The sequence below is a fragment of the Pseudomonas sp. FG1 genome, assembly GCF_034313875.1.
GTDB classification, from domain to species: Bacteria; Pseudomonadota; Gammaproteobacteria; order Pseudomonadales; family Pseudomonadaceae; genus Aquipseudomonas; species Aquipseudomonas veronii.
On the sequence record NZ_JAVIWP010000001.1, the window covers coordinates 1214229 to 1240045 of the forward strand.

The following is a 25817-nucleotide window of genomic DNA, read 5'->3' on the forward strand; positions in this document are numbered from 1 at the left end:
CATGGAGCAAGCCCTGATGAAACTGTCTGCCCTTTTGATCGCCGCTTTACTTTCGATTTCGTCCGCTGCTGCCTTCGCGCATAGTGGTGGTACTGATTCAAAAGGTTGCCATCGCAACCATAAAACGAACGACTACCACTGCCACTAAACGGCAAAAGCCCAGCGCTAGGCTGGGCTTCAGTGCGAGCTGGTCTCTTTACATTTGAGGAGGCCAGTTGTGCGATTCACCTTGGCATTCCTTGCACCAGGCATAAAGCGCGTCGTACAGGATCAGTCCATGCGAAAGCATTTCATGATCATCGGAATATCGCTGCGACAGCCCCAGTGAGATGGCGTACAGCCCAGCCGATTGTGGCGTCAGATCCAGACGAGAGGTATCTGCTCCCCGCACGATCTTCGCGAGCTGCTGCAAGGCGGGCTCATTGAGCTGGTACTTCTTCACAAACGCGTCGAAGCTGCACAACTCACCCTCATGGGTAAGCTCTACGCCCGGAATGTCGTAGGGTGTCGCATCTTTCTCAGCTGCAATCCGCAGCACATCACCGCTGGGTACGTACAAGAACTCGGCCTGTGGATCGATAAAGCGAGTGATCAGCCAAGGACAAGCAACCCGATCGATCTTGGGTCGTTCACGGGTAATCCACCTCATGGAACACCTCCTGCCTAGCTCAATAGGCTGGGTGGTCAGGCGAGCCCAATGCCCGCCAAAGATTGCTAATCAATTCATGCTTTCTAGCGCAGCAAATGCACAGCCAACCCGACGAGCGCGCAGGCCATCAGTACCTGAATGACGCCTCGCTTGAAGCGGAACAAGGCAATCGCCGCAGCAATCGCGATCAACGCGGAGGGCCAGTCCAGGTTACCGCTGAAGCCTTTCGGCCAAAGTACGTGATAGCCGAAGAAACACGCCAGATTGAGGATAACTCCCACCACCGCCGCCGTAATGGCGGTAAGGGGTGCCGTGAACTTGAGTTCGTTGTGGGTCGACTCCACCAGCGGGCCACCCGCGAGGATGAACAGGAACGATGGTAGAAAGGTGAACCAGGTCACTAGGGCGGCGGCCACAGCTCCCGCCAGAAATACTTGATCGGCACCGAATACTTGCAAGACATAGGCCCCGACAAAGCCGACGAAAGCCACCACCATGATCAGCGGCCCTGGCGTGGTTTCCCCCAGAGCCAGCCCGTCGATCATCTGCGTCGGGGTTAGCCAGCCATAGTGACCGACCGCGCCTTGGTAGACGTATGGGAGCACTGCGTAGGCTCCGCCAAAGGTCAGTAATGCCGCCTTGGTAAAGAACCAGCTCATCTGGGTCAAGGTTCCTTCCCAACCAAAGAGGGCGGTCAAAATCCCCATCGGCAAAGCCCATAGCACGGCGCCGATCAGTGCGAGCGATGCCAATTTCAACCAGCTGAACCGGGCATGTTCCGGGGACGGAGTGTCGTCATCGATCAAGGCTGGGCCGAAGGACTTTTTGGCGGCGCTATGCCCCCCAGCTCTGAACTTCTCGGGAGCCAGGCGACCTCCGACATAGCCGATTAACGCGGCCCCCAAGACGATCAGCGGGAACGGAACATTGAATGCAAAGATCGCGGTAAATGAAGCCGCCGCTATTGCCCACAGCCAATTGTTCTTCAATGCCCGAGAGCCGATTCTATGTGCCGCCTGCACCACGATGGCCGTTACGGCGGGTTTGATCCCATAGAAAAGTCCGGCCACCGCGGGGACATCGCCAAAGGCGATATACATCCACGAAAGAGCGATCAGGATGAAAAGTGAGGGCAGTACAAACAAAGCACCCGCAATAACTCCGCCCCAGGTTCGATGCATTAGCCAGCCAATGTAGGTTGCTAACTGCTGAGCTTCAGGCCCAGGCAACAACATGCAGTAATTGAGGGCATGCAGGAATCTGCGCTCGGAAATCCAGCGTCGCCGTTCCACCAGCTCCTGGTGCATGATCGAGATCTGTCCGGCTGGCCCGCCGAAACTGATGAAGCCGAGCTTCAGCCAGAACCAGAACGCCTCACGCAGACTAATCGGTTCAGGCCTCGACATATCCTCTTCAACCTCTGGTGCCAAAACCTTACTCATTGGGTTGCTCCTCTTTCACGAACCCGGCGAGCAGGCCATCGAAGATGGCACTTGCAGCTGCCAGCAGATGGTCGTCATGGGTAATGGTTTCACGTAGCCCTGCCAGCACCCGTTCGATACCGGCAGCCTCCACCGGCTGGATACCTCCGATATCGAGGTAGTGCACCAATGCGGCGATACGGTTTAGGCCGGGCTCTTGAAGCTCAAAACTGGCTTGTAGGGTTTCGAAGGTGACGCGGTTACCAACATGGCTGAAGGTTGCGTCATCGAAATCAAAACCCAGGGCACCGACTGGACAGTCCTGTGGCGTGTTCAGCCAGAGGATCTGAGCTTGCGCGTCAATGAAGCGACGAATGAGCCAGGCACACGCCAGTCGGTCGACCCAGGGACGCTTGCGTGTTGCCCAGACGCGTCCCTGATAATCATCAACATAGAGTGTCGTTATTGTTTGGTTGCTGCTGTGTGGCTCATCCGGAGACAGGGCCCTGCTAACCGCTGTCTCTAGCTCCTGCAAAGCCAAATTAATTTGCTGCTTCGGCTTACCTGGAAAGTAATCGATGTTGACCAGTTGTTCGTAGGCTTTGCGCAGCTTGCGAATCTGCTTGGTGGTGGCCAGTGCGTTCTCAGCATTGAGCTGTGCACGGCATGCTTCGATCTCAGTGCGTAGCTTGGTGTAGTCCTCGCTACGGTCGAACAGCTCGACAAAGCGCTCACCGTGAGAATCGACGACGGGCAAGACGTAAGCGGTGCCGTTGATGGCCAGGATGTCGCGTTCGACAGACGCTAACGCTTCACGACAGACACCGGTATCAGGCAGCAGGTAAGCACCATCGCGCAAAACTGCCGCACCTGAAGCTTTCAAAGCGCGCCAAGCCCGCATGCGTTCGGTGGCATTAGCGGTGGGTAAGCCAAGAATCAGAGTCAGCCAATTTTTCATGTAGAGATAGCTATTTAATATGTAGTCAGTATTACATTACTCCTAATCTTGGCGTTTGGAAAGCCGCCCTATAGAGCTAGGGTTTTGGCGAGACCAACTGGAGAAGGGGTTGCGAAGGCAGGGTTAATAGGTGCTGTGCGTGTTGGCCTGTCAGTCAGGCTTTCAAGCTTCAGACGTTCGTGATGAGCGTCCGGTTTTGGCCGTTCTCTGCCGGTCATGGCCAAGAAGCGTACTGGTCGAATCCGATGCAAATGGCTGGTTAGGTCAAATGCAAAAGGGTGGTCCAGACTGTGCAATTACCCATGAATGACGCTCACAACCCGAAACAGATAACTATTGACCTTGCCATCGTGTCAACGTTGATGCTGTCGGTGCGGTGAAAAGAGACCGCTCAGCACGAGAGGAATAACCATGTTCGTCTTAGATGTATCAGGCATTGGTTGCGGCAGTTGCGTCAGCAAAATTACCAAAGCGATTCAGTCACTGGACAACGAAGCTACGGTTTCCGTGGATCGGTCAGCCGGTAAGGTGAGTGTTGAAAGCAGCGAAAGCCCAGAGCAGATTCGTAAAGCTGTCGAGGCGTTAGGTTTTCCTTCTCAGATCAGCGCTTGAATGCTGACACCTGCCCCTAGTCAGAGCCCCGTATGCAGGGGGCTCCCCTTGGTGAACCCTCAGGGAGTACCGAAGCAGCCGCGTCGGCCACAATTACCGCTCGCAAGCCCTTGCGCTACTAATCACCTCGCAGAGCTTTGAGCAAACCTTTGAATGCTCCATTCAACCGAGTAAAAGCGGCGTCGAAACGTATTCCATTTTCTGTGTATTTTGCGACCTCGACCTGCTGATCGACAGTATTTTGATCAATGGCAGGTTGAGCTGGTGTGCTGTAAAGCAACGCACCTCCGTAAATATCACCTGCTGATTCTTTTTCGGTAACGTGTTTTACATTTGTTGTTTTCAAATAAAACGGAGTAGCAGGAGTTTCTGTTGTCTGGCTTGCAAGCACAGTAGAAAAATCTAAGTCTCGGGCCTTGAAGTTCGGCGTATCAGCGTTTGCGATATTGTTACTCAGGATCTCAGCTCTTTGACTACGATAAATTAACGCTCTTTCTGCGAAGCCAAGCGCTTTCTCAAAATTAATACTCACGCTAAATCACCCTCAGTAGCGCTACTATTTCCCATGAACATCGAACACTTAAGTGTTGACGCGGTGCATCCAGGTTCAGATATGCAGTTCCAGTAAAGAAACTAAAAAAACATCTTCCCCTTGAAAGTTAACGGAAACTTACAAAGTCACGCACCTCAAACTGATACTCAGTAAATAGCGGTGTGACGCTGGAAGATCGAGACCTTACGGATTAAATAGCGTGTTCCTCAAGAGAAATATCGCAACCTGACACAACTGTAATATTCACCTAAGGTTCCTGACAGGGGATGAGTCTTATAGTCCTATTGAGCCTTAAGCTCACCCCTAAGAATCATCACTTGATGTGGATTCGGGGGTTACCAATACTCATCCGAGGAAATTCAAATGAACCCCATCAAAACTTTGTTCGTCATCGCAGCCCTGACCGTCTCTTCTTTGGCAATGGCTGAAGGCGGTGGTGACCGGGCGTTCGCACGTATGGAAGCGGCTAGGAATAATTCAATGGAATCGTATCAAGTAGCCCAAAAGCAAAGCACCCAACCTCCCATCGCAGAAAGCCAAGCCAAATCGACGGATCACAAGAATTGCTGAATAGCTTGCTGCGCTCCCAAGCTGACAGAAATGTAATCACTGTGGTGGTTCAAATGTGGCAATTTCTGAGCTCGCTTGCCGTAAGAACTCGTTTTTAGTGACGGCGAGCGAGCTCATTCGGGCTCATTACACCCCCCGAGAGAGTGCCTTCACCTGTTTGAGCAACTCATTGGTTGTTTCGCACGGCTTCCCTTTTGACTGATCGGACATAAACGGCATGCATTCCAAAACCTCTAGGCGGACATTCGTTAAAGGCCTGGCCGCTGGTGGCATTCTCGGCGGCCTGGGTCTGTGGCGCACTCCTGTATGGGCAGTGACCAGTCCTGGTCTGCCGAGCGTTCTCACCGGTAACGAATTTGATCTGTTTATTGGTGAAACCCCTGTAAACATAACTGGCTCGCCGCGCACAGCCATGACCATCAATGGTTCGTTGCCCGGACCTTTGCTGCGCTGGCGCGAAGGCGAGACGGTCACACTGCGTGTGAAAAATCGCCTAGACCAAGACACCTCCATTCATTGGCACGGGATCATTCTGCCCGCCAATATGGACGGTGTACCGGGTTTGAGTTTCCATGGCATCGCGCCCGATGGCATGTACGAGTACAAATTCAAGGTGCATCAGAACGGTACGTACTGGTACCACAGCCACTCTGGTTTGCAGGAGCAGGCAGGCGTTTACGGTCCAATCGTCATCGACTCGAAAGAGCCTGAACCTTTTCAATACAACCGCGATTATGTGGTGATGTTGACTGACTGGACCGATGAAGATCCTAGTCGCGTCATGGCCAAGCTCAAGAAGCAATCGGACTACTACAATCACCACAAACGTACCGTGGGCGACTTTATCGACGACGTCAGCAAGCAAGGTTGGTCTGCTGCCGTGGCCGACCGGAAGATGTGGGCTGAAATGAAAATGAACCCCACTGATCTCGCAGACGTCAGTGGGGATACTTACACCTATCTCATGAATGGCCAGGCGCCTAACGGTAACTGGACCGGTATTTTCAAGCCGGGCGAGAAGCTGCGCCTGCGCTTTATCAACGGCTCAGCTATGAGCTATTTCGACGTCCGCATCCCTGGTTTGAAAATGACCGTTGTGGCGGCTGACGGCCAACATGTCGAACCAGTCAGCGTCGATGAATTCCGCATCGCCGTGGCAGAAACGTATGACGTGATCGTAGAACCTGCCAGCGAAGAAGCTTACACAATCTTCGCCCAGTCCATGGATAGAACCGGTTATGCACGTGGAACCTTGGCAGTTCGCGAAGGATTAAAGGCACAGGTACCTGCGATCGATCCTCGGCCGCTTTTGACCATGGATGACATGGGTATGGGCGGTATGGCGGGCATGGACCATGGCAGCATGGCTGGTATGGGCGGCGGCGATATGAAACAAGGTGACATGTCAGGCATGGCGGGCATGGACCACAGCAAAATGGCGGGAATGGACCAAAGTGACATGACCGGGATGACCGGCATGGACAGCGGTGACATGACTAACATGGCCGGTATGGACCACAGCAAGATGGCGGGAATGGACAAAGGCGACATGTCCAACATGGCCGGCATGGACCACAGCAAGATGGCGGGAATGGACAAAGGCGACATGTCCAACATGGCTGGCATGGACCACAGCAAGATGGCAGGGATGGGCGGTATGGGTGGCGAAATGCAAACTCACCCAGCGTCCGAAACCAACAACCCGTTGGTTGACATGCAAGCCATGAACCCAACGCCCAAGCTAAACGATCCAGGCATCGGGTTACGAAACAATGGTCGTCGAGTGCTCACCTACTCAGACCTGAAAAGCACCTTCCAAGACCCTGACGGTCGCGAGCCCAATCGCACCATTGAGCTTCATCTGACCGGTCACATGGAGAAGTTTTCGTGGTCCTTCAACGGCATCAAATTCTCTGACGCCGAGCCGCTTCGTCTGAAGTATGGGGAGCGTCTGCGTATCACCCTGGTGAACGACACCATGATGACCCACCCCATCCACCTTCACGGCATGTGGAGCGACCTTGAAGATGAGAACGGCAAGTTCATGGTGCGCAAGCACACAATCGACATGCCACCAGGTACCAAGCGCAGCTATCGAGTCACCGCCGATGCCTTAGGTCGCTGGGCCTATCACTGCCACCTGCTTTTCCATATGGAAATGGGCATGTTCCGTGAAGTACGGGTTGATGAGTAAAGGAGACGATCTGTGAGCACATACCTAAATCGTAAATCGCTGGTCGGTTGCCTCTTTGCCGTCGGCTTGATGGGTGGACTCTCGTCCGTGGCGCTGGCAGTCGAAGATAGTAGTGTTCATTCACCTGCTACTCCTGCGGAAGCAACGAGCAAGCCTCCAACTGCGACAAACGAGTCAAAGCCCGATCACGGGTCAATGGATCACAGCAAGATGAGCCATGAGTCGATGGATCATGACCAAAAAACCAAAAAGGCAGATTGAGATCATGACCAGTAAGTTTTTACGCCCAACGTTGATAGCACTGGCAGTCTCTACCAGTCCTGCTTTCTTTGTCGTGGTTCACGCCGCTGAAGAGATGGATCACTCCAAGATGGACCACGGCTCAATCGGAGCTATGGACCATAGCAAGATGGGGGCTATGGATCACAGCAAGATGAGTATGGATGACGGGCAAATGGACGGAATGGAAAGTATGGATGGAGGGGCGACTACCACCAGTCGAACCCCAGTCCCCGTACTTACCGACGCTGACCGTGCAGCCGCCTTTCCAGATGTCGCTGGTCATGGTGTCCACGACAAAAAACTAAATTCCTTCATGCTGCTGGATAAATTTGAGTACCAGGATGCTGACAACGGTAGTGCATTGGCCTGGGATGCAAAAGGATGGATCGGCGGTGACGTTGACCGACTGTGGTTGCGCTCGGAAGGCGAACGTACCAATGGCGTAACGGAAAACGCTGAACTCTCAGCACTTTGGGGGCACTCCATCGGTCCATGGTGGGATGTCGTCACCGGCGTACGACAAGACTTCAAACCCGGGTCACCACAAACTTGGGGAGCGCTCGGTATTCAGGGCATGGCCCTCTATAACTTTGAAGCCGAAGCGACCGCCTACATCGGTGAGAACGGTCAAACCGCTGCTCGATTGGAAGGCGACTACGACATTCTGCTGACCAATCGCCTGATCTTGCAGCCGACGGCCGAAGCCAATTTTTACGGAAAAAATGATCCCCAGCGCGGCATTGGGTCTGGATTGGCAAACACCGAAGTAGGGCTCCGATTGCGTTATGAGATTGTTCGCCAATTTGCCCCTTACATTGGTGTTAGCTGGAGCCGCTCCTACGGCAATACGGCAGATCTGGCCAGCGATGAAGGAGAGGATGCCAACGAGGCCCGGTTTGTCGCCGGTATTCGGATGTGGTTTTGAGGGCCTGACATGAAAAGAACATTGAAAACATTGACTGCTGCCGGGGTGGTTGCCGCAATAACAGGTGCCGGCGTGGTTTATTTTGGTGTGATCAATGTTGGGGCGGATGAACCACATTCCGATCCCGTTTACGCGCTACTTTCCACCGCTCGGGATCGCTCGATCGAAGTGCGCTCACGCGACATTAAAGTCCCCGACCTGAGCGAAGAAGCTCTCATCCGCGCAGGTGCTGGCAACTACAACTCTATGTGCATCGGTTGCCATCTGGCTCCGGGTATTGCAGGAACCGAGTTAAGTAATAGCCTTTACCCTGCACCTCCGAATCTTTCAAAACTGGGCGTTGATGGAAACCCTGCCGCAGCTTTCTGGATCATCAAGCATGGAATCAAATCCACAGGCATGCCCGCTTGGGGTAAAAGCATGGCCGATCCCTACATATGGGGAATGGTCGCTTTTCTCCAGCAACTGCCTTCATTGGATGCAGAGCAATACAAAGCTCTAGCAACCAGCAGCGGTGGTCATCAACACGGTGGCGGTGAGAGCAAAATGCATAACCATGAAGGCCAGCATGAGGGCCAAAAAGGCGTTGTCGCGGGGCATCATGACGCGAGTGCAGCCGAAGAGATAGCCGAAGCAGGCGACCATCATGGCGAGAGAAACAGCGCTCATGCCCATGAGGCGGCCGCAGCGCCTTCTCAGGATGAAAGTACCGAACACGCCCATCCTCAGGTTGTGGAGGCTTCACATGACGCCCCTGAAACTCCGGCCACTCAGCCAAAAACTCATACCCACGCTGATGGGAAGGAACATACCCATGCGAAATAACTTTCTTCGTCCCGGTCGGGCACTTCGCCTCGCTGCATTTGCGGCTCTGTTTATCAGTTCAGCTGGTCATGCAGCAGAGTCGCTGACGATCGACGTCCATCGTGACGCTAACTGTGGATGCTGCAAGAAGTGGATCCAGCACCTTGAAGCTAACGGCTTCACCGTCGTTGATCATGTAGAAACCAACATGAGCGCGGTCAAGCAGGATCTCGGTGTTGCTCCACGACTCTCGTCCTGCCACACAGCAATGATCAATGGAAAGTTTGTTGAAGGTCACGTGCCCGCCGAGCAAATCATTGCGATGAGCAAACGTGACGACCTTCTCGGGATCGCCGTTCCTGGCATGCCGGCCGGCTCCCCAGGAATGGAAGTGGACGGGAAACATGACGCTTATAAGGTAATCGGCTTGTCCAAAGCAGGCACAGACCACGTCATTGCTGAATACCCCGGAAACTGATCTTCTAATCTTGTTCCTGCATGGTCAGGGTCATGGCAGTGCAGAGGACATAGCTCATTTTGAACGTAAAAAAGGCGCCACTAGGGCGCCTAAACCGCCTCCCAAACCAAAGGAGAAACAAGGAGGCGGGATGTATCTGGTGGTTGAGCAATACTTCACTGCGCGTTAGAAACCTTTCAACTGACAGAGATGATTTCATAAAATGGATAACTTCAGCCTGTCCTGAAAATTACTTCTACGTCAGCGGGCAGTAAGCTTGTTCGGACAAACGGAAAATTATGTTGCGCTTAAATAATTTGCATGGTCTAGCTTCCATGTGGGCAGTTGTCGGCCATAACCTTATATTCCACGGTGTTAAGCTTGCCGGTAGAGTCTTCGTAGGTCATGCGCGAAGGAGCAATACCACAGGTTTTATTGGCTTGTGTGACACTGACGACCTTCTGGATATCGAGGTTCATACCATATTCATAATGAACAATTTCAGGAGGTGTCTTACCATTTCTTGAGGCGTATTGTTCCATTGCCTGTTGGTTCTCTTGCATCATTCGACCATAAACGCGGTCACCGCCTCCCTCAGCCATGGCCAAAGCAGATAAGGTCAAAATAGTAGCGGCAAAAAATCCTTTCATTGCTGTCATTGCTTTCATAATTATCTCCAGAGCTCAATTATTTCTGAGTTAAAGAGTAACAAGTGAAAGCTTTCAGAAAGCTGCCGCGAATGTTACTAATGTGAAAGGTGGACCCTGCTCCGCGTCTACGCTTAGGAGCCAGATGGGATTTTTATTATCACCTGAGGTTGGCAGACGCTGACGGAATACAGATGCCCTCAAAAGCTTATTGGAACCGGTGGTCCCTCCCAATTCCTCGATACGCCGGTAGATCTGAGCAAGGCCTCCGCGTCGACTCCGGTTCTTGCCAAGCTTTCCAGATCCCACTCGAAGAAACTGGAAAAAACCAGGAAAACCTTGCTTGCTACCGCTGAGGTCAATCTTACCGTCGAGTAATTCACCGGGAGCTTCATCCTGATGAGTTCAGAGACAGTCCACACCAAAGTTCTTAGACGGAAATGCCATACTGACTCTTGATGAATCTTGATCTGTTGATAAGTAAGGGGAAACTTCTGCTTGCGCAGATCCAGTTCATGAGGTAACGAACTTGGGAGCAGCGATTGCAAATTCCGAATGTTCACTCTCTTCGGATCTTTCGTAACTTTGTATAGCTCATCTACGCCCGCTTCGATAAGGGCTGCATACGCGCCGTCTCTAGAGTCGACAGACTTCTCGGCCGTAACTGCAACTTTTTTAGGTGCACGGAGTTTTGCCATTAACCATGCGTTATCATTTTCTAGAATCCATTGCGTAGGTTTGTACGCTTTCTTCCAGAGGTACTCGACATCGGCGTCGGCACGTAGCGCTAAAAGCAACTCAATTTTTTGGCGATATCTAGTTTTTTGGTTAGGATGCGATTCTTCGCCTTTGGGAACTCGCGGAGAAATAGAGGCACTCAGCAGGATAGACTCATTCTTCAGAGCCTCTTCAAAGTCATCTGCACTGGAAAACAAATGAAGAGCAATGATCAAATGCCGCGCGAGCGGCATATTTAGCTGACCTTTGTCTGATTTGAGCCGGATCCATTGCTCATGCTTCCCGGTGTTATAGGCTGGATCAATCTGCGACAAAAGCTCATCGCCGTAAGCGCTTTGGATGCTGTCGAATAGTTTTGCGATACCCGCATTTTTTCCGAAAATGAATCCGCGTTTCTTGCATTGGCGGACGTAGCACGAACTTAATACCGTACTGCCTATCGGAGGAATATTGCGTTGCAAGATATCGTGTGCGAACAGGGCGACTTTCTGTTCCAGATTTGAGCCCTTGTGAGTCGCTGCGCTGTTTAAGGGGCTCCAGCCGCACGCGCATGGCTCAGTCAGATTGGGAAGTAGCTTCAATTTTCGGTAGAACGGGCGAGAGCACTCGGGGCAGGCATGGATCAATGCGTCGCCATGACGCCAACAGACGGCAACACCGGGTATCTGGTGAGATCGATGCCAGTAGGCAGAACCCCGATCAATCAAATCCTCCTGAACGCAGGTAGGACAAAGCTTAGCCTTGCCATGGGTGGACTCTTCTCTGCGGGGCACCCGTACCACCCCGTCATAACCGAGCGGTCCTACGTTGTTCTCCGGACCCTGCTTAACCCCAAGAAAAGGTCGGTAAGCAGGAAAAGTCGTGTTGCTACTGATCAGCTCTGCGAGATTGCTCTCCGATTGCCCCGGCAGCCTGTGGGCGAGCCTCTCGATCTGCTTGGGTACGATGCCACCAATGCAAAAGGGTTTCGATGCGAACAAATCGCGGTAGGTTTCTGTCGCGGTTCTATTGCCTGACAGATAGTGATAGCGGGTGACACGAGAGTGCAGCATTTCATCCGGCATCGATACGGGGAAAAATAATAGATCAGACATCATTTACCGATTAAAGGTAGGGCTCGAAGAGAACGTGCATCCGAGGGCAGTATATATGCAACCCGTAAAATTCTGTATCCGGCCTGGATTTGGAAATGACACAGCCGCTCAACTTTGAATCGTAGTGAATTCATTTAAACCCTGCCGCGACCGTACTCCTTGAATACAACACACGTATCGATAACCCGCGTAGGTCAGCCCATGGCGATTGCTCGCAGGTTAGTACATTTTACTTGCTGATCGTGATCATGCGTATTCCGGACCTATTCTGGAAGGTGCAAATTTTCATTAACAGAAAAACAATGTGTTCACGGTGAATTAATTCAGAACGTTTTTTAGATGGAGGGAATGGCGGGCTGGATTACAGCGTGGGCCGAATGCTCGCGACCCGGTAGAGCGAAGAACGTGATACAGGCTTGCCCTCCGAGAGCAATTTGCGTCTAGCCCATCGCAGACGCCTATCGTGAAAGCCTTCGATTGATTCACATACTTTGTCGAGCATTGCTGCACAGAGAGGAAGCTTGCAGAGCTGCTTTTCGAAGCGAGACAGAACATGAAGCTCCCGGCCAATTCTGGTACGCGAGATGCGGACAGGCTTACCCGCAAGAGCATAAAGCGCTTCAGCACACTGACGGACTTCTTCGGCCAGTCTCGCATCGAGGGCAGCGAACATTTCGGCGCTATTTAGACGGGGCGTACGATGGGGGCTTGGGTTTACAGTTGACTCCGAAAGCCACTGCCTATCGTGGCGATACAGCCACGCATACCCCCTGCATGCATGTGCTTTGTAAAAGCGATAATCAGCCTCGAAAGCCGCGCGTCTTGCGCATAGCTCAATGTGAAATCGTGCCTCCCTCCAAGCACCTTGCCCGCCGGCTACATTTCGGATGTGACGATAGACATACGCCAATGAAACGCCTAGAACGGCAGCGATCTTTTTGGCATCAGCTCCCTCAAGAGCATGTTTCCACACAGCGGCTGACGAACAGTCCAGGCCTTCACCAGGCATCACCGGAGAAAGGCGCGTGTGAAGTCGAATGTGAGCTTTCGGACCACACGCCACCGCCTGTTTCATTGGGCGTTGACCATGCAGCAAGCTCACCATGTCAATGCCCAGAGCACCGGCCAATAAAATGTATTTGAGCGGATGGTGGGAGGTTATTGGCGTACGAAGCAGCTTCATGACCCATGAGGCGGGTGTACCTGCACGAACTTCTCCGAGTATAGAAAATTCCCATTCTCGCGGGAGTGCAGCAAAAAAATCGGCCATGTGCTGCGCCAGCATGTGCAGGTGCAAGCGATGGTTATCAGAGGCAAGGTTAAGCTGCGTTGCCCTTTGTAAAAGCGTGTAGCGCACCGCCTCCGCCGACAAAGCACTGACTTCAGACTCGATGACCTGAAGTGATCGCAACGCTATTTCGTGAAGCGGCGGCATGCGCAGCAACGGGGTATCGAGAAGTACCGTGTGTGCTTGCACATTCTCATCACTCGGCAGATTGAGTTGTCGAGAGCTACGGCTGGACCAGCGAGGATCAAGGATCCTAAGTGACGTGCCGTGATGCGGACATACCAGCACGCCTGGAAGCATGTGGACCCTGTGCCAGTAAGCAACTCCCCGTTGGGCCTGATCTTGGGCGATACATTCTGGGCATAACCGCACTCGGGAGGCGAATCCAATACGGCTCGCGTTGACGCCCAGCTTCAACATCAAGCCCTTCCCATCGGCAGTCATCAGCGTCCGAGCGTGTTCTACCTGGCTCATACTCAAAAACGGCGCATAGTAGGGTAATAGCGTGTGACGCATGAGGACCTCGGCTATCGATAGCTCGGTACCGCTGGGTAGCGCGTCGACAAACTCCCCTAAATGACTTGGGAATGCCACATTTTGCGAAAATGCTGCCGCCGATTTCAGTCCGGCAAATGCTTCTTGGCAATTACGAACACCGCAAAGACGGGCATAGCGAGAAATCACGCTGTGCAGCGTCTCGTCGGGAAACGCGGCGGGGAAGAAATGGAGTTTAAGGTGCACTTCGCCACCTCCCGACTCACGCTTTGTGGTACATCGGTGAGAACTCAAACAGGTCCTCGTTGAGCCAGCCCGCAGCGCGCAGAGCATCGAGGGGAGCGTCATGTTCGCTTAGCGCTGTAGCCTCTGAGTTTTCCACTGCAGTAGCAATTGGCGATGGGTGGCCTTTCGCAAGAATGGTTGGAGATGGGTCTACCGGCTTCTCACGGGATACAACACTTCGAAGCAAGGCAAGGCGATCCTCTCGTGCCAAACCATCGAAGACCATCATTTCGCTCAGCTGATCCTCAATCGGCAGCAAATCGTCGAACTGTCGCATCCGCTTCGGATCTCGGCTACGCAGAGCTGAAAGGGCTGGCTTTAGAATCTGCATTTTTGAGTTGCTTACCTTCACCAGGACCTCGGCAGTCAAACACTCCGAGCCACTCTGGACCGCATAACGCTGACTCAATACCAGCAGCTTGACCAGGAAATCTGTGACGCCTTGAGTGTGCTCATACAGCGTGTCGAAAATCTCGTCGGTCAGCTCAGCAGTCTGTTTGCACCACTGATAGCTCCAGAGATTTTCGACTAACAACCGCCACTCCTCATCATCTTTCTCGAATCGTTTGAATTCCAGCGTACCGGCACCACAGACTCGGCGGGCAGTCCGCATGACTTCTGAGAACAGGCTAATCGTAGAGTTCGTGCCACTGAAAACGACCGGGATACCAATGTTGTTAACCAAGTGCAGAAAGAAATTCAGCATGCTCTCCTTACCACCGGTTTTCGCCAAGTGGAGGTTTTGCAGCTCGTCGATTAACAAGGCGCCGATGAAAAACGTGCTGGCCACCTGCTCCATCTGTTGCAGCGCATCATTGATGTTTCGATGCCTGTAGCGCTTGTGATAGTCCTTGTCTCCTAGAGCGTCACCAACTGCATAAAAAAACTGCTGGCAAAATCCAGCCAGCGATCCATCCCGAGGGCAGTCAAGCTTCAGCCAAGTGATTTGGGTATGAACAAACTGCTTTCCCTCATAACGCTCATGACGGATTGTCTGTGGATAAAGGCTCAAAATGGCGTGGAGTGCCGTCGACTTGCCAATGCCGCTCAGGCCGACGACGGTGAACGTTTCTGCAGTGGACTTGAACGCATCGTGGTAACGCTGAGCCCCCGATAAAGAATGCAAATGCCGGACGGTAGCGGGCGACATCGGGTTACGCCCAACATACCCTCGACGGATGAGCAGTGAAAACAGGGCCTCCAGTTCCAGGTGTAACAAAAACGGCTGCACCACGGTTCTCAACCGGTCGATACAGTGAATTCGAGTGGATCCTTCGAGGGTCAGCTCTTTCGGATCCACCGGCTGAGGAAAATTCGAGATCAGCTCAATAGCCGCCGCCTCCGACAATATCGGAGGCAAAGCTTCGATAAGCGGATTGCCCGCATACTCACTTATGTCCTGTTTGACGTAATTGGCAAACGTCTGCGCACCTTTCATTTTGCCTGTCCTGGCCGAATTCTTTTGAGCAAATCGATAACCTGCGCAGTTCGCTCGCCGGCATATGAGTCATGCGCTTTCGGTGTCAATTCAGATTGAAGTGAAGCTGGCTCCGCCCTGACGCCTTCAGGAACAACCGCATTTTCACGCTCACGGAGACGTTCTTCTGCGCGGTTCTCGCGGATGTTCCCAGTGGCCTCTGCCTTGGTGGGCGGAGCAGGTTCCAATTTTCGTTCTGCGAGCGCATGACTGATGATCTGGTGGACCTGATCGCTAAGCTGGACACGGCTTTCCAGCTCGGCTCGCCGGCGAGTAGGCGGTTTTTGGCGATAGGCTTCGAGCAGATCAAAAATCTCGTCCGAGCGGTAATTCGCGTAACCGGCATCCGATCGTCGAAGATCACAGCGGATAAACTGCTTGGCCTCTCCCTGGATCCAGATGTGCGCCGCAGAGTTCGGATCGAACCAACACTCTATTGACCAAACGCCCCCTTTGCGAGCCTTGGCAAACCAATCTTTCTCTATGGCCATATCACACACGTAGTGCATGCCGCGAAACATCACCCCGCCCTTTTGAACGGTCGCGCGCTCGCGCGGCAAGAGATGGAGGTAAACCAGCTCGTCGGGACGTTTGTTGGATTCGATCAGGTCGTTTTCGCAGGCCCAATTCCATATCCCGTTGGGCGTAGGTTCAACGCCGTCATTCATCATCGCCTGAGTCAGTCGGTCAGGCTGTCGATGGTGCCGGTTATAGTGGAGCACGCAATTGATGAGTATCTGGGTGAACTCTTTGAGGTTCAGCGTGGCATCGAGCCGGTAATCTCGCTCGCCTCGCTCTTTGTCTCGCGCAGCTACCCCGCCAGGTAGCCATCTGATACCCGTCAAATCATTCAAAATGCCAAACCGACTTTCTACCATAGGCTTCCAATCAGGCCGATAAGGCGGAGCAGTGCCCATCTCAATTCCCAAGCCTGACGATAGCCCCTCTGCTGCCAGTGACAACATCTCTCCCCTGTCGGCGTAAATCTGGTGGGGCAGGTGGTGACAATTCCAATCATCTGAATTGATTTCAACGCCGTTCTGAGCGCAGAACTCGACTTTGGAGGTAAACGCGTTGAACAGCGCTTGCCTCGCCCCGTTCCAACTGGGACCTTCCAATCCTACATAGAGGCCAACAATCATTCCGGAGAAACTATCCACAACGATATAAACTACGGGCCGGCCAATGAGCATCCGTCTAGAGTAGCTGTTGACCAAATAAATATCGGCAATAGTTGCGTCGATTTCGAACTGATGACACGGTCCACGCAGCCAATCGCGAACGGTACCTGAAAGCGGACGGCAGTCCTTTAACCACTTCCTCAACCCTTTACGGCCACGCTCGGTTTCAATTTCGTCGAAAAAAATCTGTCCCCAATATCTGAACTGCCTCAGGCTGGGCAGCTCTAAGCTAGGCAGCAAACGAAGCTCTTCTTCACTGTTTTTAGAGATGTCTCGAACCGAGTAGAATCTTCTCAACATTTCGTCATATGCGCTCGAAATAGAAGACTTTTTATCTTTTACATAAAGGGAATACCCAACTCGGATGCATCGTTTATCAACCGCACCGAGCATCTTGGAAGGCGCAGTAAGAACGCCTTGAAACTTAGGCTTTCGCCCTGGAGGCCTACTTGGATCATATTTTCTATCGGCAACACCTACCGCCGAGTAATTATTAAGCAATGAGTTTCGAACTTGACCATAAAACCAATATCGGTAAAGAAGCCGATAGATAGTTTTTCGCTGGATTCCGAGCTCTGACGCCCGTTTGCTAACAAGCCGGCCTAACTCCCCCCGTACAAATATTTGTCCTGGATATTCAGGATCTAGCAGAGGGGCGATGACGGCCCACTTTTCGTCCCGGCCTTGCTTGGCTCTCTCATCCAACTGCTCCTCAAGCACAAGCATAAACTCGGGCGTGGTGATGGCTGCTGGTTTGGTGTGACCAGACGCTAGCGAGCGACGCAGCTCATCAAGACCAACAGCGTACGGCTGCCGGGGAGGGTCAGCTAGATCTATCACAACTGCTAAGTCATGCGTTTCATCCTGGTAAATGAGCCTGGCTATCGTAGAGATGACCGACAGATCGGTAACAGGCTCGAAAACGTCATTAACGAGAACAGTCATGACATTTTCTCCATCAACGATACTTGGGCAGGGATCTGGAAAACTTCGAAGTCAGGAACTAGACCAGTAAGGTGGAGAGGAGTGTTAACCAAATCTATTTTCAGTATCTTGTTCCAAACCAGATGGAAGAAAATTGCTTGAGCATCTATATAGGAAATGGACAGAAGGCATGCTATTTTTCTTAGACAGGTGGCCAAGGTCCACGAATATTCCCGGCTGTTTGCTAGGCAGTCGATAAAATTCGAATGCAACGGGACTTTCATTAAATCGCGATGCAGCTTCGAGTATTTTCTGATTAGTCCAAGATTTTTTATCAAATCTCGTGTAAAAAACTCATCTGTGACGATCTTCCAATCAACACCTTGGCTATGCCAAAAGCGCTTTTCAATCTCAAGTTTTTCAAGCGTGCGGTTACTTCCTTTGCCAACTAGGTCGGATCGATACTTCACAGTTCTAGCTACCGACTTAAAGTTTCCGTTCAAGTCCTTAACAGTTAGCAGGAAATCTGTTGTCATTACATAGGGCAGTGTCGTTCTAGGGTATCTGGGATAACGTACATCTATTGCCGACGCTATCGCTTGCGCACGCTCTGTAGGTAGTAACGGATATTGCTCACGGATATCCACGACGTTTTCAGAAAATTCACACACAAGGAAGTACGAACGCTCGAGATCTGACAGTAGGTGATGAATCCTCTCGATCTTCACACCTTGGATCTTGTGCGAACGACCTATCGACGGGACATCTTGTACCCGCAGCCAAGGCACGTAGCTTGCCCCGGCGCCTTCGCCAAATCCATTTGCAATATGCCGTTCAATGTCTTGCTGTGATGCAAACTTACGACCTCGCAACCCACGCCTCCTCAGTCGATGCGGACCGCTTCACCTCACGCCGAGAAAAAGTCGTAGAAGGACATGACCGCCGTAGCGGCCATATTTCAAAGCGTTTTCTAGACTACACCCGCGGAGAGTTGAAGCGATGAATCCAGACCAAAGGGAAAGCCTGGAAAGGAAAAACCCCCATAGATACGGGGGTTTGGGCCTTGTGTCAATCTATGTTCATGAGTGTCAAACTTTATTGTTTTGTGTCAATCTTTATTGTTCAAAACCACCAGGCCTCCAGGCGCCAGCCGTATTACTCCACCGTCACCGACTTCGCCAGGTTGCGCGGCTGGTCAACGTCGGTGCCCTTGAGCACGGCGACGTAGTACGACAGCAATTGCAGCGGGATGGTGTAGAGGATCGGCGACAGGGTGTCGTGGATGTGCGGCATGTTGATGACGTGGGTGCCTTCGCCATTGACCATGCCGGCTTTCTCGTCGGCGAAGACGATCAGTTGGCCGCCGCGGGCGCGCACTTCCTGCAGGTTGGACTTGAGCTTCTCCAGCAGTTCGTTGTTCGGCGCGACGGTGACCACCGGCATGTCGTCATCCACCAGGGCCAATGGGCCGTGTTTCAGTTCGCCGGCCGGGTAGGCTTCGGCGTGGATGTACGAAATTTCCTTGAGCTTCAGGGAGCCTTCCATCGCCACCGGGTATTGCGCGCCACGGCCGAGGAACAGGGTGTGGTTCTTGTCGGCGAACAGCTCGGCGACTTTTTCTACGGTGCTGTCCATCGCCAGCGCTTCGCCGAGGCGGGTCGGCAGGCGGCGCAGTTCTTCCACCAGGGTGGCTTCGACGCCGGGGGCCAGGGTGCCGCGTACTTGGCCCAGGGACAGGGTCAGCAGCAGCAGGCCGACCAGTTGGGTGGTGAAGGCTTTGGTGGAGGCCACGCCGATTTCGCGACCGGCCTGGGTCAGCAGGGTCAGGTCGGACTCACGCACCAGGGAGCTGATGCTGACGTTGCAGATCGCCAGGCTGGCGAGGAAGCCCAGCTCTTTGGCGTTACGCAGGGCGGCCAGGGTGTCGGCGGTTTCGCCGGACTGCGAGATGGTCACGAACAGGCTGTCGGGCTGCACCACCACCTTGCGGTAGCGGAATTCGCTGGCGACTTCGACCTGGCACGGGATGCCGGCCAGTTCTTCCAGCCAGTAACGCGCAACCATCCCGGCGTGGTAGCTGGTGCCGCAGGCCACGATCTGGACATTGCGCACCTTGGCGAACAGCGCGGCGGCTTGCGGGCCGAAGGCGTTGACCAGCACTTGCTTGTCGCCAAGTCGACCTTCCAGGGTGCGTTGCACCACGGCCGGTTGCTCGTGGATTTCCTTGAGCATGAAGTGGCGGAACGCGCCCTTGTCGGCCGCTTCGGCGCCGTCGCGGTATTGCACGGCTTCGCGCTCGACGGAATTGCCGTTTACGTCCCAGATCGCCACGCTGTCACGGCGGATGTCGGCAATATCGCCTTCTTCCAGGTACATGAAGCGGTCGGTGACCTGGCGCAGGGCCAGTTGGTCGGAGGCGAGGAAGTTTTCCCCCAGGCCCAGGCCGATCACCAGCGGGCTGCCACTGCGCGCGGCAACCACGCGGTCGGGTTGGCTCGCGCAGATCACGGCCAGGCCGTAGGCGCCGTGCAGTTCCTTGACCGTGGCCTTGAGGGCGGCGGTCAGGTCGCTGTGGTCCTTGAGCTTGTGGTCGAGCAGGTGGGCGATGACTTCGGTGTCGGTGTCCGAGGTGAACACGTAACCCAGGCTCTTCAACTGTTCACGCAGCACTTCGTGGTTTTCGATGATGCCGTTGTGTACCACGGCCACGTCGCCAGAGAAGTGCGGGTGGGCGTTACGTTCGCACGGCGCACCGTGGGTGGCCCAACGGGTGTGGGCGATGCCCAGGCGACCGACCAACGGTTCGCCGGCCAGGGCCTGGTCCAACTCGCTGACCTTGCCCGGACGACGCAGGCGCTCCAGCTTGCCGGCGTTGGTGAAGACCGCCACACCGGCGCTGTCATAGCCGCGGTATTCCAGGCGTTTGAGGCCTTCGATCAGGATGGGGGTGATGTTACGTTCAGCGACTGCGCCAACAATGCCACACATGGTGTTTCTCCTAGATGATTGCCGCGCATATCAGCGTAATGCCGCGGGCTTGGATCTGGTCGCGGGCCTCATGCGGCAGGCGATCATCGGTAATCAGGGTATGGACGCTGCTCCAGGGCAGTTCCAGGTTGGGAATCTTGCGGCCGATCTTGTCGGATTCGACCATCACCACCACTTCACGGGCGACCTCGGCCATCACGCGGCTCAGGCCCAGCAGTTCGTTGAACGTGGTGGTGCCGCGCTGCAGATCGATGCCGTCGGCGCCGATGAACAGTTGATCAAAGTCGTAGGAACGCAGCACCTGCTCGGCAACCTGGCCCTGGAACGAATCCGAATGCGGGTCCCAGGTGCCGCCGGTCATCAACAGCACCGGCTCGTGTTCCAGTTCGCTCAAGGCGCGGGCCACGTGCAGGGAGTTGGTCATCACCACCAGGCCGGGCTGGTGGCCCAGTTCGGGGATCATGGCGGCGGTGGTGCTGCCGCTGTCGATGATGATGCGTGCGTGTTCGCGCAGGCGCATCACGGCGGCACGTGCGATGGCGCGCTTGTAGACCGAGATCGGCTGGGCAGGGTCGCCGACGAGTTCCTGGGGCATGGTGATCGCGCCACCGTAACGGCGTAGCAGCAGGCCGTTGCTTTCGAGGGCGGCCAGGTCCTTGCGGATGGTGACTTCCGAGGTTTCGAAACGCTTGGCCAATTCATCCACGCTGACTTCGCCCAGTTGATTGAGCAAGGTCAGGATGTTGTGGCGTCGTTGGGGTGTATTTCGTTTCGACATGATGAATTTATGTTTCGCTTCGAAAGATAACGAAGGCAATAAAAACCTATTGGCGAAAGATCGTCAAGCAGCACGCGGCAAATTTTTGAAACTGGCGAAGGGCTAATGTGGGAGGGGGCTTGCCCCCGATAGCAGTGTGTCAGTCATTAAGTGCTTTGACTGGACCGTCGCCATCGGGGGCAAGCCCCTCCCACATTGACTATTTGTTGCTGATAAGACTGTGGATAACTCAGCTCTTTTTGATTTTGACCGGGCGTTTCCAACCGTCGATGTTGCGCTGACGGGCGCGGGCCACGGCAAGCTGGGACTTATCCACATCCTGATTGATGGTTGAACCCGCTGCGGTGTTTGAGCCATCACCGATGGTTACAGGTGCAACCAGCGAGTTATTGGAGCCGATGAATACGTCTTCACCAATCGTCGTCTGATACTTGTTGGCACCATCGTAATTGCAGGTGATGGTGCCGGCGCCGACGTTGGTCCGCGCGCCGATCACCGCATCGCCCAGGTACGTCAGGTGGCCGGCCTTGGCGCCTTCGCCCAGATGGGCGTTTTTCAATTCGACAAAGTTACCCACATGGGCCTTGGCTTCCAACACGCTGCCGGGACGCAGGCGCGCAAATGGGCCGGCATCGCTGCCCTCGCCCATCACCGCACCGTCGAGATGGCTGTTGGCCTTGATCACCACGCCCTTGCGCAGGGTGCTGTCCTTGATCACGCAGTTCGGCCCGATCACCACGTCGTCTTCGATGATCACACGACCTTCAAGAATCACGTTGATGTCGATCAGCACATCCCGGCCCACGGTGACTTCACCGCGCACATCGAAGCGCGCCGGGTCGCGCAGGGTCACGCCCTGGGCCATCAGGCGGCGGCCTTCGCGCAGTTGGTAGTGACGCTCCAGTTCGGCGAGTTGCTTGCGGTCGTTGGCGCCCTGCACTTCCATCGGGTCGTGGGGCTGTTCGGTGGCGACCAGCAAGCCATCGTTGACGGCCATTTCGATCACGTCGGTCAGGTAGTACTCGCCCTGGGCGTTGTTGTTGGACAAACGGCTCATCCAGTCCGCCAGGCGATTGGCCGGCACTGCGAGAATCCCGGTGTTACCTTCGGTGATGGCGCGTTGGGCGTCGCTAGCGTCCTTGTGCTCGACGATGGCAGCGACCTTGCCGTCGGCGTTGCGCACGATGCGGCCGTAGCCGGTAGGGTCATCCAGTTCGACGGTGAGCAGGCCCATCTGGCCGGGCACGACGTGCTTGAGCAGGCGCTGCAGGGTTTCCACTTCGATCAGGGGCACGTCGCCGTAGAGGATCAGCACCGTGTCGGCTTTGATGAACGGCACGGCTTGGGCGGTAGCGTGGCCGGTGCCCAGTTGCTTGTCTTGCAATACGAAATTCAGGTCATCCGCGGCCAGGCGTTCACGCACCACATCGGCACCGTGGCCGATGACGACGTGGATGCGTTGCGGGGCCAGTTGCCGGGCGCTGTGGATAACATGACCAAGCATGGAGTTACCGGCCACCGGGTGCAGCACTTTGGGCAAGGCCGACCGCATGCGGGTGCCCTGGCCAGCGGCGAGAATGACGATTTCTAGAGACATGAATGGCTACCAATCCTGGGCGGTCCGGCTTCAGACCAGAGAAGTGTTTTGCAAAAAAAGAAAAAGGGTAGCCGAGGCTACCCTTTTTAATCAATCACGCATGAGGCGTAACGGCTTAGCCGCCAAACTTCTTGCGGATCTGCTGGACGGTACGCAGCTGAGCTGCGGCCTCGGCCAGACGAGCGGCAGCAGAACCGTAGTCGAAATCTGCGCCTTTTTCGTTCAGGGCCTTCTCGGCGGCCTTGACGGCTGCCTGAGCGGAGGCTTCATCCAGGTCAGCAGCACGTTGCACGGTGTCGGCAAGTACCTTGACCATGTTCGGCTGAACCTCGAGGTAACCACCAGAGATGTAAAACACCTCCCGGTCCCCGCCTTGCTTGGTCAGAGTGATCGGACCTGGCTTCAAACTGGTGATCAACGGCGCGTGGCCCATGGCAATACCCAGGTCACCGAGTTCGCCGTGTGCAATCACCATTTCTACCAGACCGGAGAAGATTTGCCCTTCCGCGCTGACGATATCGCAATGGACTGTCATAGCCATCTGATTGCCTCAACCTGATGAGCGCCCGTTGCCGGGCGCCGGGATTACAGTTTCTTGGCTTTCTCGATCGCTTCTTCGATGCCGCCGACCATGTAGAACGCTTGTTCTGGCAGGTGGTCGTAGTCACCGTTGAGGATGCCTTTGAAGCCAGCAATGGTGTCTTTCAGGGAAACGTATTTACCCGAGGCACCGGTGAAGACTTCAGCCACGAAGAACGGCTGCGACAAGAAACGCTGGATCTTACGAGCGCGGGATACCAACTGCTTGTCGGTTTCCGACAGCTCGTCCATACCCAGGATCGCAATGATGTCCTTCAGTTCTTTGTAACGCTGCAGCACGTACTGAACGCCGCGAGCGGTGTCGTAGTGCTCCTGGCCGATCACGTTCGGGTCCAGCTGGCGCGAAGTCGAGTCGAGTGGATCGACCGCTGGGTAGATACCCAGGGAAGCGATGTCACGGGACAGAACGACGGTGGCGTCCAAGTGGGCGAAGGTGGTCGCTGGCGACGGGTCGGTCAAGTCATCCGCAGGTACGTATACCGCTTGGATCGAAGTGATCGAACCTTCCTTGGTCGAAGTGATACGTTCTTGCAGAACGCCCATCTCTTCAGCCAGGGTCGGCTGGTAACCTACTGCCGAAGGCATACGGCCCAGCAGTGCGGATACTTCAGTACCGGCCAGGGTGTAACGATAGATGTTGTCGACGAACAGCAGAACGTCGTTACCTTCGTCACGGAACTTCTCGGCCATGGTCAGGCCGGTCAGTGCTACGCGCAGACGGTTTCCCGGCGGCTCGTTCATCTGACCGTAAACCAGTGCCACTTTGTCCAGAACGTTGGAGTCCTTCATCTCGTGGTAGAAGTCGTTACCCTCACGAGTACGCTCACCCACACCGGCGAACACGGAATAACCGCTGTGCTCGATGGCGATGTTACGGATCAGTTCCATCATGTTTACGGTCTTGCCTACACCGGCACCACCGAACAGACCGACTTTACCGCCCTTGGCGAACGGGCAAACCAGGTCGATAACCTTGATGCCGGTTTCCAGCAGGTCGTTGCCGCCAGCTTGTTCCGCGAACGAAGGTGCTGGACGGTGAATGCCCCAGCGCTCTTCGGTGTCGATCGGGCCAGCTTCGTCAATCGGGTTACCCAGAACGTCCATGATCCGGCCCAGGGTCGCTTTACCGACCGGTACGGAGATGGCAGCGCCAGTGTCCAGAACACCCAGACCGCGCTTCAAGCCCTCGGTGGAACCCATTGCAATGGTACGAACCACGCCGTCGCCCAGCTGCTGCTGAACTTCCAGAGTGGTGCCTGCATCGCTTTGTACTTTCAAAGCGTTGTAGATGCTCGGTACGCTGTCGCGTGGAAATTCCACGTCGATAACGGCGCCGATGATTTGAACGATACGTCCGCTACTCATAGCTGGATCCTCTGAATATTTGAACCGTTAAACCGCGGCAGCGCCGCCGACGATTTCCGAGATCTCTTGGGTGATCGCAGCCTGACGCGCCTTGTTGTAGATCAGCTGCAAATCGCTGATCAGATCACCGGCGTTATCGGTAGCGTTTTTCATCGCGATCATCCGCGCCGCTTGTTCAGCTGCGTTGTTCTCGACCACCGCCTGGTACACCTGCGACTCCACGTAGCGCACCATCAAGCCGTCAAGCAGCTCTTTGGCGTCTGGTTCGTAGAGGTAGTCCCAGTGGTGCTTGAGTTCCTGATCCGGAGTCGCCACCAGTGGAATCAATTGCTCCACGGTAGGCTGCTGGGTCATGGTGTTGATGAACTTGTTGGATACCACGGACAGGCGGTCAATCCGGCCTTCCAGGTACGCATCCAGCATCACCTTCACACTGCCGATCAAATCATTGATCGACGGCTCTTCACCCAGGTGGCTGATAGCTGCAACGACGTTACCGCCGAAGTTGCGGAAAAAGGCCGCACCCTTGCTACCAACTACACACAGATCAATCTCGACGCCGTTTTCGCGGTTTACCGCCATGTCCTTGACCAGGGCCTTGAACAGGTTGGTATTCAAACCACCGCACAAACCACGGTCACTGCTCACTACCACATAACCCACACGCTTAACTTCGCGGTCGATCATGAACGGGTGGCGGTATTCCGGGTTGGCGTTGGCCAGATGCCCAATTACCTGGCGGATACGCTCCGCATAAGGACGGCTAGCCGACATACGCATTTGTGCCTTGCGCATTTTGCTGACCGCCACTTTTTCCATGGCGCTGGTAATTTTTTGCGTGCTTTTGATGCTCGCAATCTTACTGCGAATCTCTTTTGCGCCTGCCATGTAACACCTATCAGGTTAGCAAGCGGGAGCCTTGCGGCTCCCGCTGC

Annotated in this window: 24 protein-coding genes; 8 read left to right on the top strand and 16 right to left on the bottom strand. The window is 54.5% G+C overall.

Features of this window, described 5'->3' with window-relative positions:
* Positions 1-16: 16 nt before the first annotated feature.
* A complete protein-coding gene (locus RGV59_RS05730; protein ID WP_094030665.1) occupies positions 17-148 on the top strand; it encodes a YHYH domain-containing protein in 132 nt (43 codons plus the stop codon).
* Positions 149-196: 48 nt separating this feature from the next.
* Here the strand turns inward: RGV59_RS05730 and RGV59_RS05735 are convergent, their stop codons facing one another.
* The 3 genes from RGV59_RS05735 to RGV59_RS05745 form a co-directional block, all read right to left on the bottom strand.
* Positions 197-649, bottom strand: coding sequence for a chromate resistance protein ChrB domain-containing protein (locus RGV59_RS05735; RefSeq protein WP_019821364.1), 453 nt, complete (start codon positions 647-649; stop codon positions 197-199).
* An 83-nt stretch (positions 650-732) separates the two neighbouring features.
* The gene (gene chrA / locus RGV59_RS05740; protein ID WP_019821362.1) at positions 733-2091 is read right to left on the bottom strand and encodes a chromate efflux transporter; all 1359 of its coding nucleotides are present in this window, start codon (positions 2089-2091) and stop codon (positions 733-735) included.
* The gene (locus RGV59_RS05745) at positions 2084-3028 is read right to left on the bottom strand and encodes a chromate resistance protein ChrB domain-containing protein (RefSeq protein WP_024078242.1); all 945 of its coding nucleotides are present in this window, start codon (positions 3026-3028) and stop codon (positions 2084-2086) included. The genes chrA and RGV59_RS05745 overlap by 8 nt, the downstream gene beginning before the upstream one ends.
* A 411-nt stretch (positions 3029-3439) precedes the next feature.
* On the opposite strand from RGV59_RS05745, the gene RGV59_RS05750 reads away from it, so the two are divergent.
* A complete protein-coding gene (locus RGV59_RS05750) occupies positions 3440-3640 on the top strand; it encodes a heavy-metal-associated domain-containing protein (RefSeq protein ID WP_019821359.1) in 201 nt (66 codons plus the stop codon).
* 118 nt (positions 3641-3758) lie between these two features.
* Here the strand turns inward: RGV59_RS05750 and flgB are convergent, their stop codons facing one another.
* Positions 3759-4172: a flagellar basal body rod protein FlgB gene (gene flgB, locus RGV59_RS05755; RefSeq protein WP_019821357.1), complete on the bottom strand. Its 414-nt coding sequence runs from the start codon at positions 4170-4172 to the stop codon at positions 3759-3761.
* Between the two features lie 384 nt (positions 4173-4556).
* Here flgB and RGV59_RS05760 point away from each other — a divergent pair, with 384 nt between their 5' ends.
* The 6 genes from RGV59_RS05760 (at position 4557) to RGV59_RS05785 (ending at position 9446) form a co-directional block, all read left to right on the top strand.
* A complete protein-coding gene (locus RGV59_RS05760; RefSeq protein ID WP_019821356.1) occupies positions 4557-4763 on the top strand; it encodes a co-regulatory protein PtrA N-terminal domain-containing protein in 207 nt (68 codons plus the stop codon).
* A 217-nt stretch (positions 4764-4980) separates the two neighbouring features.
* Complete coding sequence (locus RGV59_RS05765) at positions 4981-6957, top strand: copper resistance system multicopper oxidase (RefSeq protein WP_024078243.1); 1977 nt, start codon at positions 4981-4983, stop codon at positions 6955-6957.
* Positions 6958-6969: 12 nt separating this feature from the next.
* Positions 6970-7218 carry a hypothetical protein gene (locus RGV59_RS05770; RefSeq protein ID WP_154502361.1) on the top strand — a complete coding sequence of 83 codons (249 nt, stop codon included), beginning with the start codon at positions 6970-6972 and terminating at the stop codon, positions 7216-7218.
* A complete protein-coding gene (locus RGV59_RS05775; RefSeq protein ID WP_019821351.1) occupies positions 7190-8164 on the top strand; it encodes a copper resistance protein B in 975 nt (324 codons plus the stop codon). The genes RGV59_RS05770 and RGV59_RS05775 overlap by 29 nt, the downstream gene beginning before the upstream one ends.
* A gap of 9 nt (positions 8165-8173) precedes the next feature.
* Positions 8174-8989, top strand: a complete 816-nt coding sequence (locus tag RGV59_RS05780) for a c-type cytochrome (RefSeq protein ID WP_024078244.1) — start codon at positions 8174-8176, stop codon at positions 8987-8989.
* Positions 8979-9446 (top strand): DUF411 domain-containing protein, encoded by a 468-nt coding sequence (locus tag RGV59_RS05785; RefSeq protein ID WP_024078245.1) that lies wholly within the window; start codon positions 8979-8981, stop codon positions 9444-9446. The genes RGV59_RS05780 and RGV59_RS05785 overlap by 11 nt, the downstream gene beginning before the upstream one ends.
* Before the next feature lie 305 nt (positions 9447-9751).
* Here the strand turns inward: RGV59_RS05785 and RGV59_RS05790 are convergent, their stop codons facing one another.
* From RGV59_RS05790 to atpG, 12 genes are all read right to left on the bottom strand, one after another.
* The gene (locus RGV59_RS05790; protein WP_032874284.1) at positions 9752-10084 is read right to left on the bottom strand and encodes a DUF2790 domain-containing protein; all 333 of its coding nucleotides are present in this window, start codon (positions 10082-10084) and stop codon (positions 9752-9754) included.
* A gap of 188 nt (positions 10085-10272) precedes the next feature.
* Complete coding sequence (locus RGV59_RS05795; protein WP_158080547.1) at positions 10273-11904, bottom strand: TnsD family Tn7-like transposition protein; 1632 nt, start codon at positions 11902-11904, stop codon at positions 10273-10275.
* Positions 11905-12265: 361 nt separating this feature from the next.
* Complete coding sequence (locus tag RGV59_RS05800) at positions 12266-13933, bottom strand: TnsD family Tn7-like transposition protein (protein WP_019821343.1); 1668 nt, start codon at positions 13931-13933, stop codon at positions 12266-12268.
* Positions 13934-13949: 16 nt separating this feature from the next.
* Positions 13950-15410 (bottom strand): ATP-binding protein, encoded by a 1461-nt coding sequence (locus tag RGV59_RS05805; RefSeq protein WP_019821342.1) that lies wholly within the window; start codon positions 15408-15410, stop codon positions 13950-13952.
* Complete coding sequence (locus RGV59_RS05810; protein WP_019821340.1) at positions 15407-17575, bottom strand: Mu transposase C-terminal domain-containing protein; 2169 nt, start codon at positions 17573-17575, stop codon at positions 15407-15409. Before RGV59_RS05810 ends, RGV59_RS05805 begins: the two co-directional genes overlap by 4 nt.
* A complete protein-coding gene (locus tag RGV59_RS05815) occupies positions 17572-18426 on the bottom strand; it encodes a TnsA endonuclease N-terminal domain-containing protein (RefSeq protein WP_019821338.1) in 855 nt (284 codons plus the stop codon). The genes RGV59_RS05810 and RGV59_RS05815 overlap by 4 nt, the downstream gene beginning before the upstream one ends.
* 283 nt (positions 18427-18709) lie before the next feature.
* A complete protein-coding gene (gene glmS, locus RGV59_RS05820) occupies positions 18710-20542 on the bottom strand; it encodes a glutamine--fructose-6-phosphate transaminase (isomerizing) (protein ID WP_017848927.1) in 1833 nt (610 codons plus the stop codon).
* A gap of 10 nt (positions 20543-20552) precedes the next feature.
* Complete coding sequence (locus RGV59_RS05825) at positions 20553-21323, bottom strand: DeoR/GlpR family DNA-binding transcription regulator (RefSeq protein ID WP_169885952.1); 771 nt, start codon at positions 21321-21323, stop codon at positions 20553-20555.
* A gap of 226 nt (positions 21324-21549) precedes the next feature.
* Positions 21550-22917, bottom strand: coding sequence for a bifunctional UDP-N-acetylglucosamine diphosphorylase/glucosamine-1-phosphate N-acetyltransferase GlmU (glmU, locus tag RGV59_RS05830; RefSeq protein ID WP_046484441.1), 1368 nt, complete (start codon positions 22915-22917; stop codon positions 21550-21552).
* A 115-nt stretch (positions 22918-23032) separates the two neighbouring features.
* Positions 23033-23458 (bottom strand): F0F1 ATP synthase subunit epsilon, encoded by a 426-nt coding sequence (locus tag RGV59_RS05835; RefSeq protein ID WP_017848931.1) that lies wholly within the window; start codon positions 23456-23458, stop codon positions 23033-23035.
* Positions 23459-23502: 44 nt separating this feature from the next.
* Complete coding sequence (gene atpD, locus RGV59_RS05840) at positions 23503-24882, bottom strand: F0F1 ATP synthase subunit beta (protein WP_010565871.1); 1380 nt, start codon at positions 24880-24882, stop codon at positions 23503-23505.
* A 27-nt stretch (positions 24883-24909) separates the two neighbouring features.
* Positions 24910-25770, bottom strand: coding sequence for a F0F1 ATP synthase subunit gamma (atpG, locus tag RGV59_RS05845; RefSeq protein ID WP_017848932.1), 861 nt, complete (start codon positions 25768-25770; stop codon positions 24910-24912).
* Positions 25771-25817: the final 47 nt, after the last annotated feature.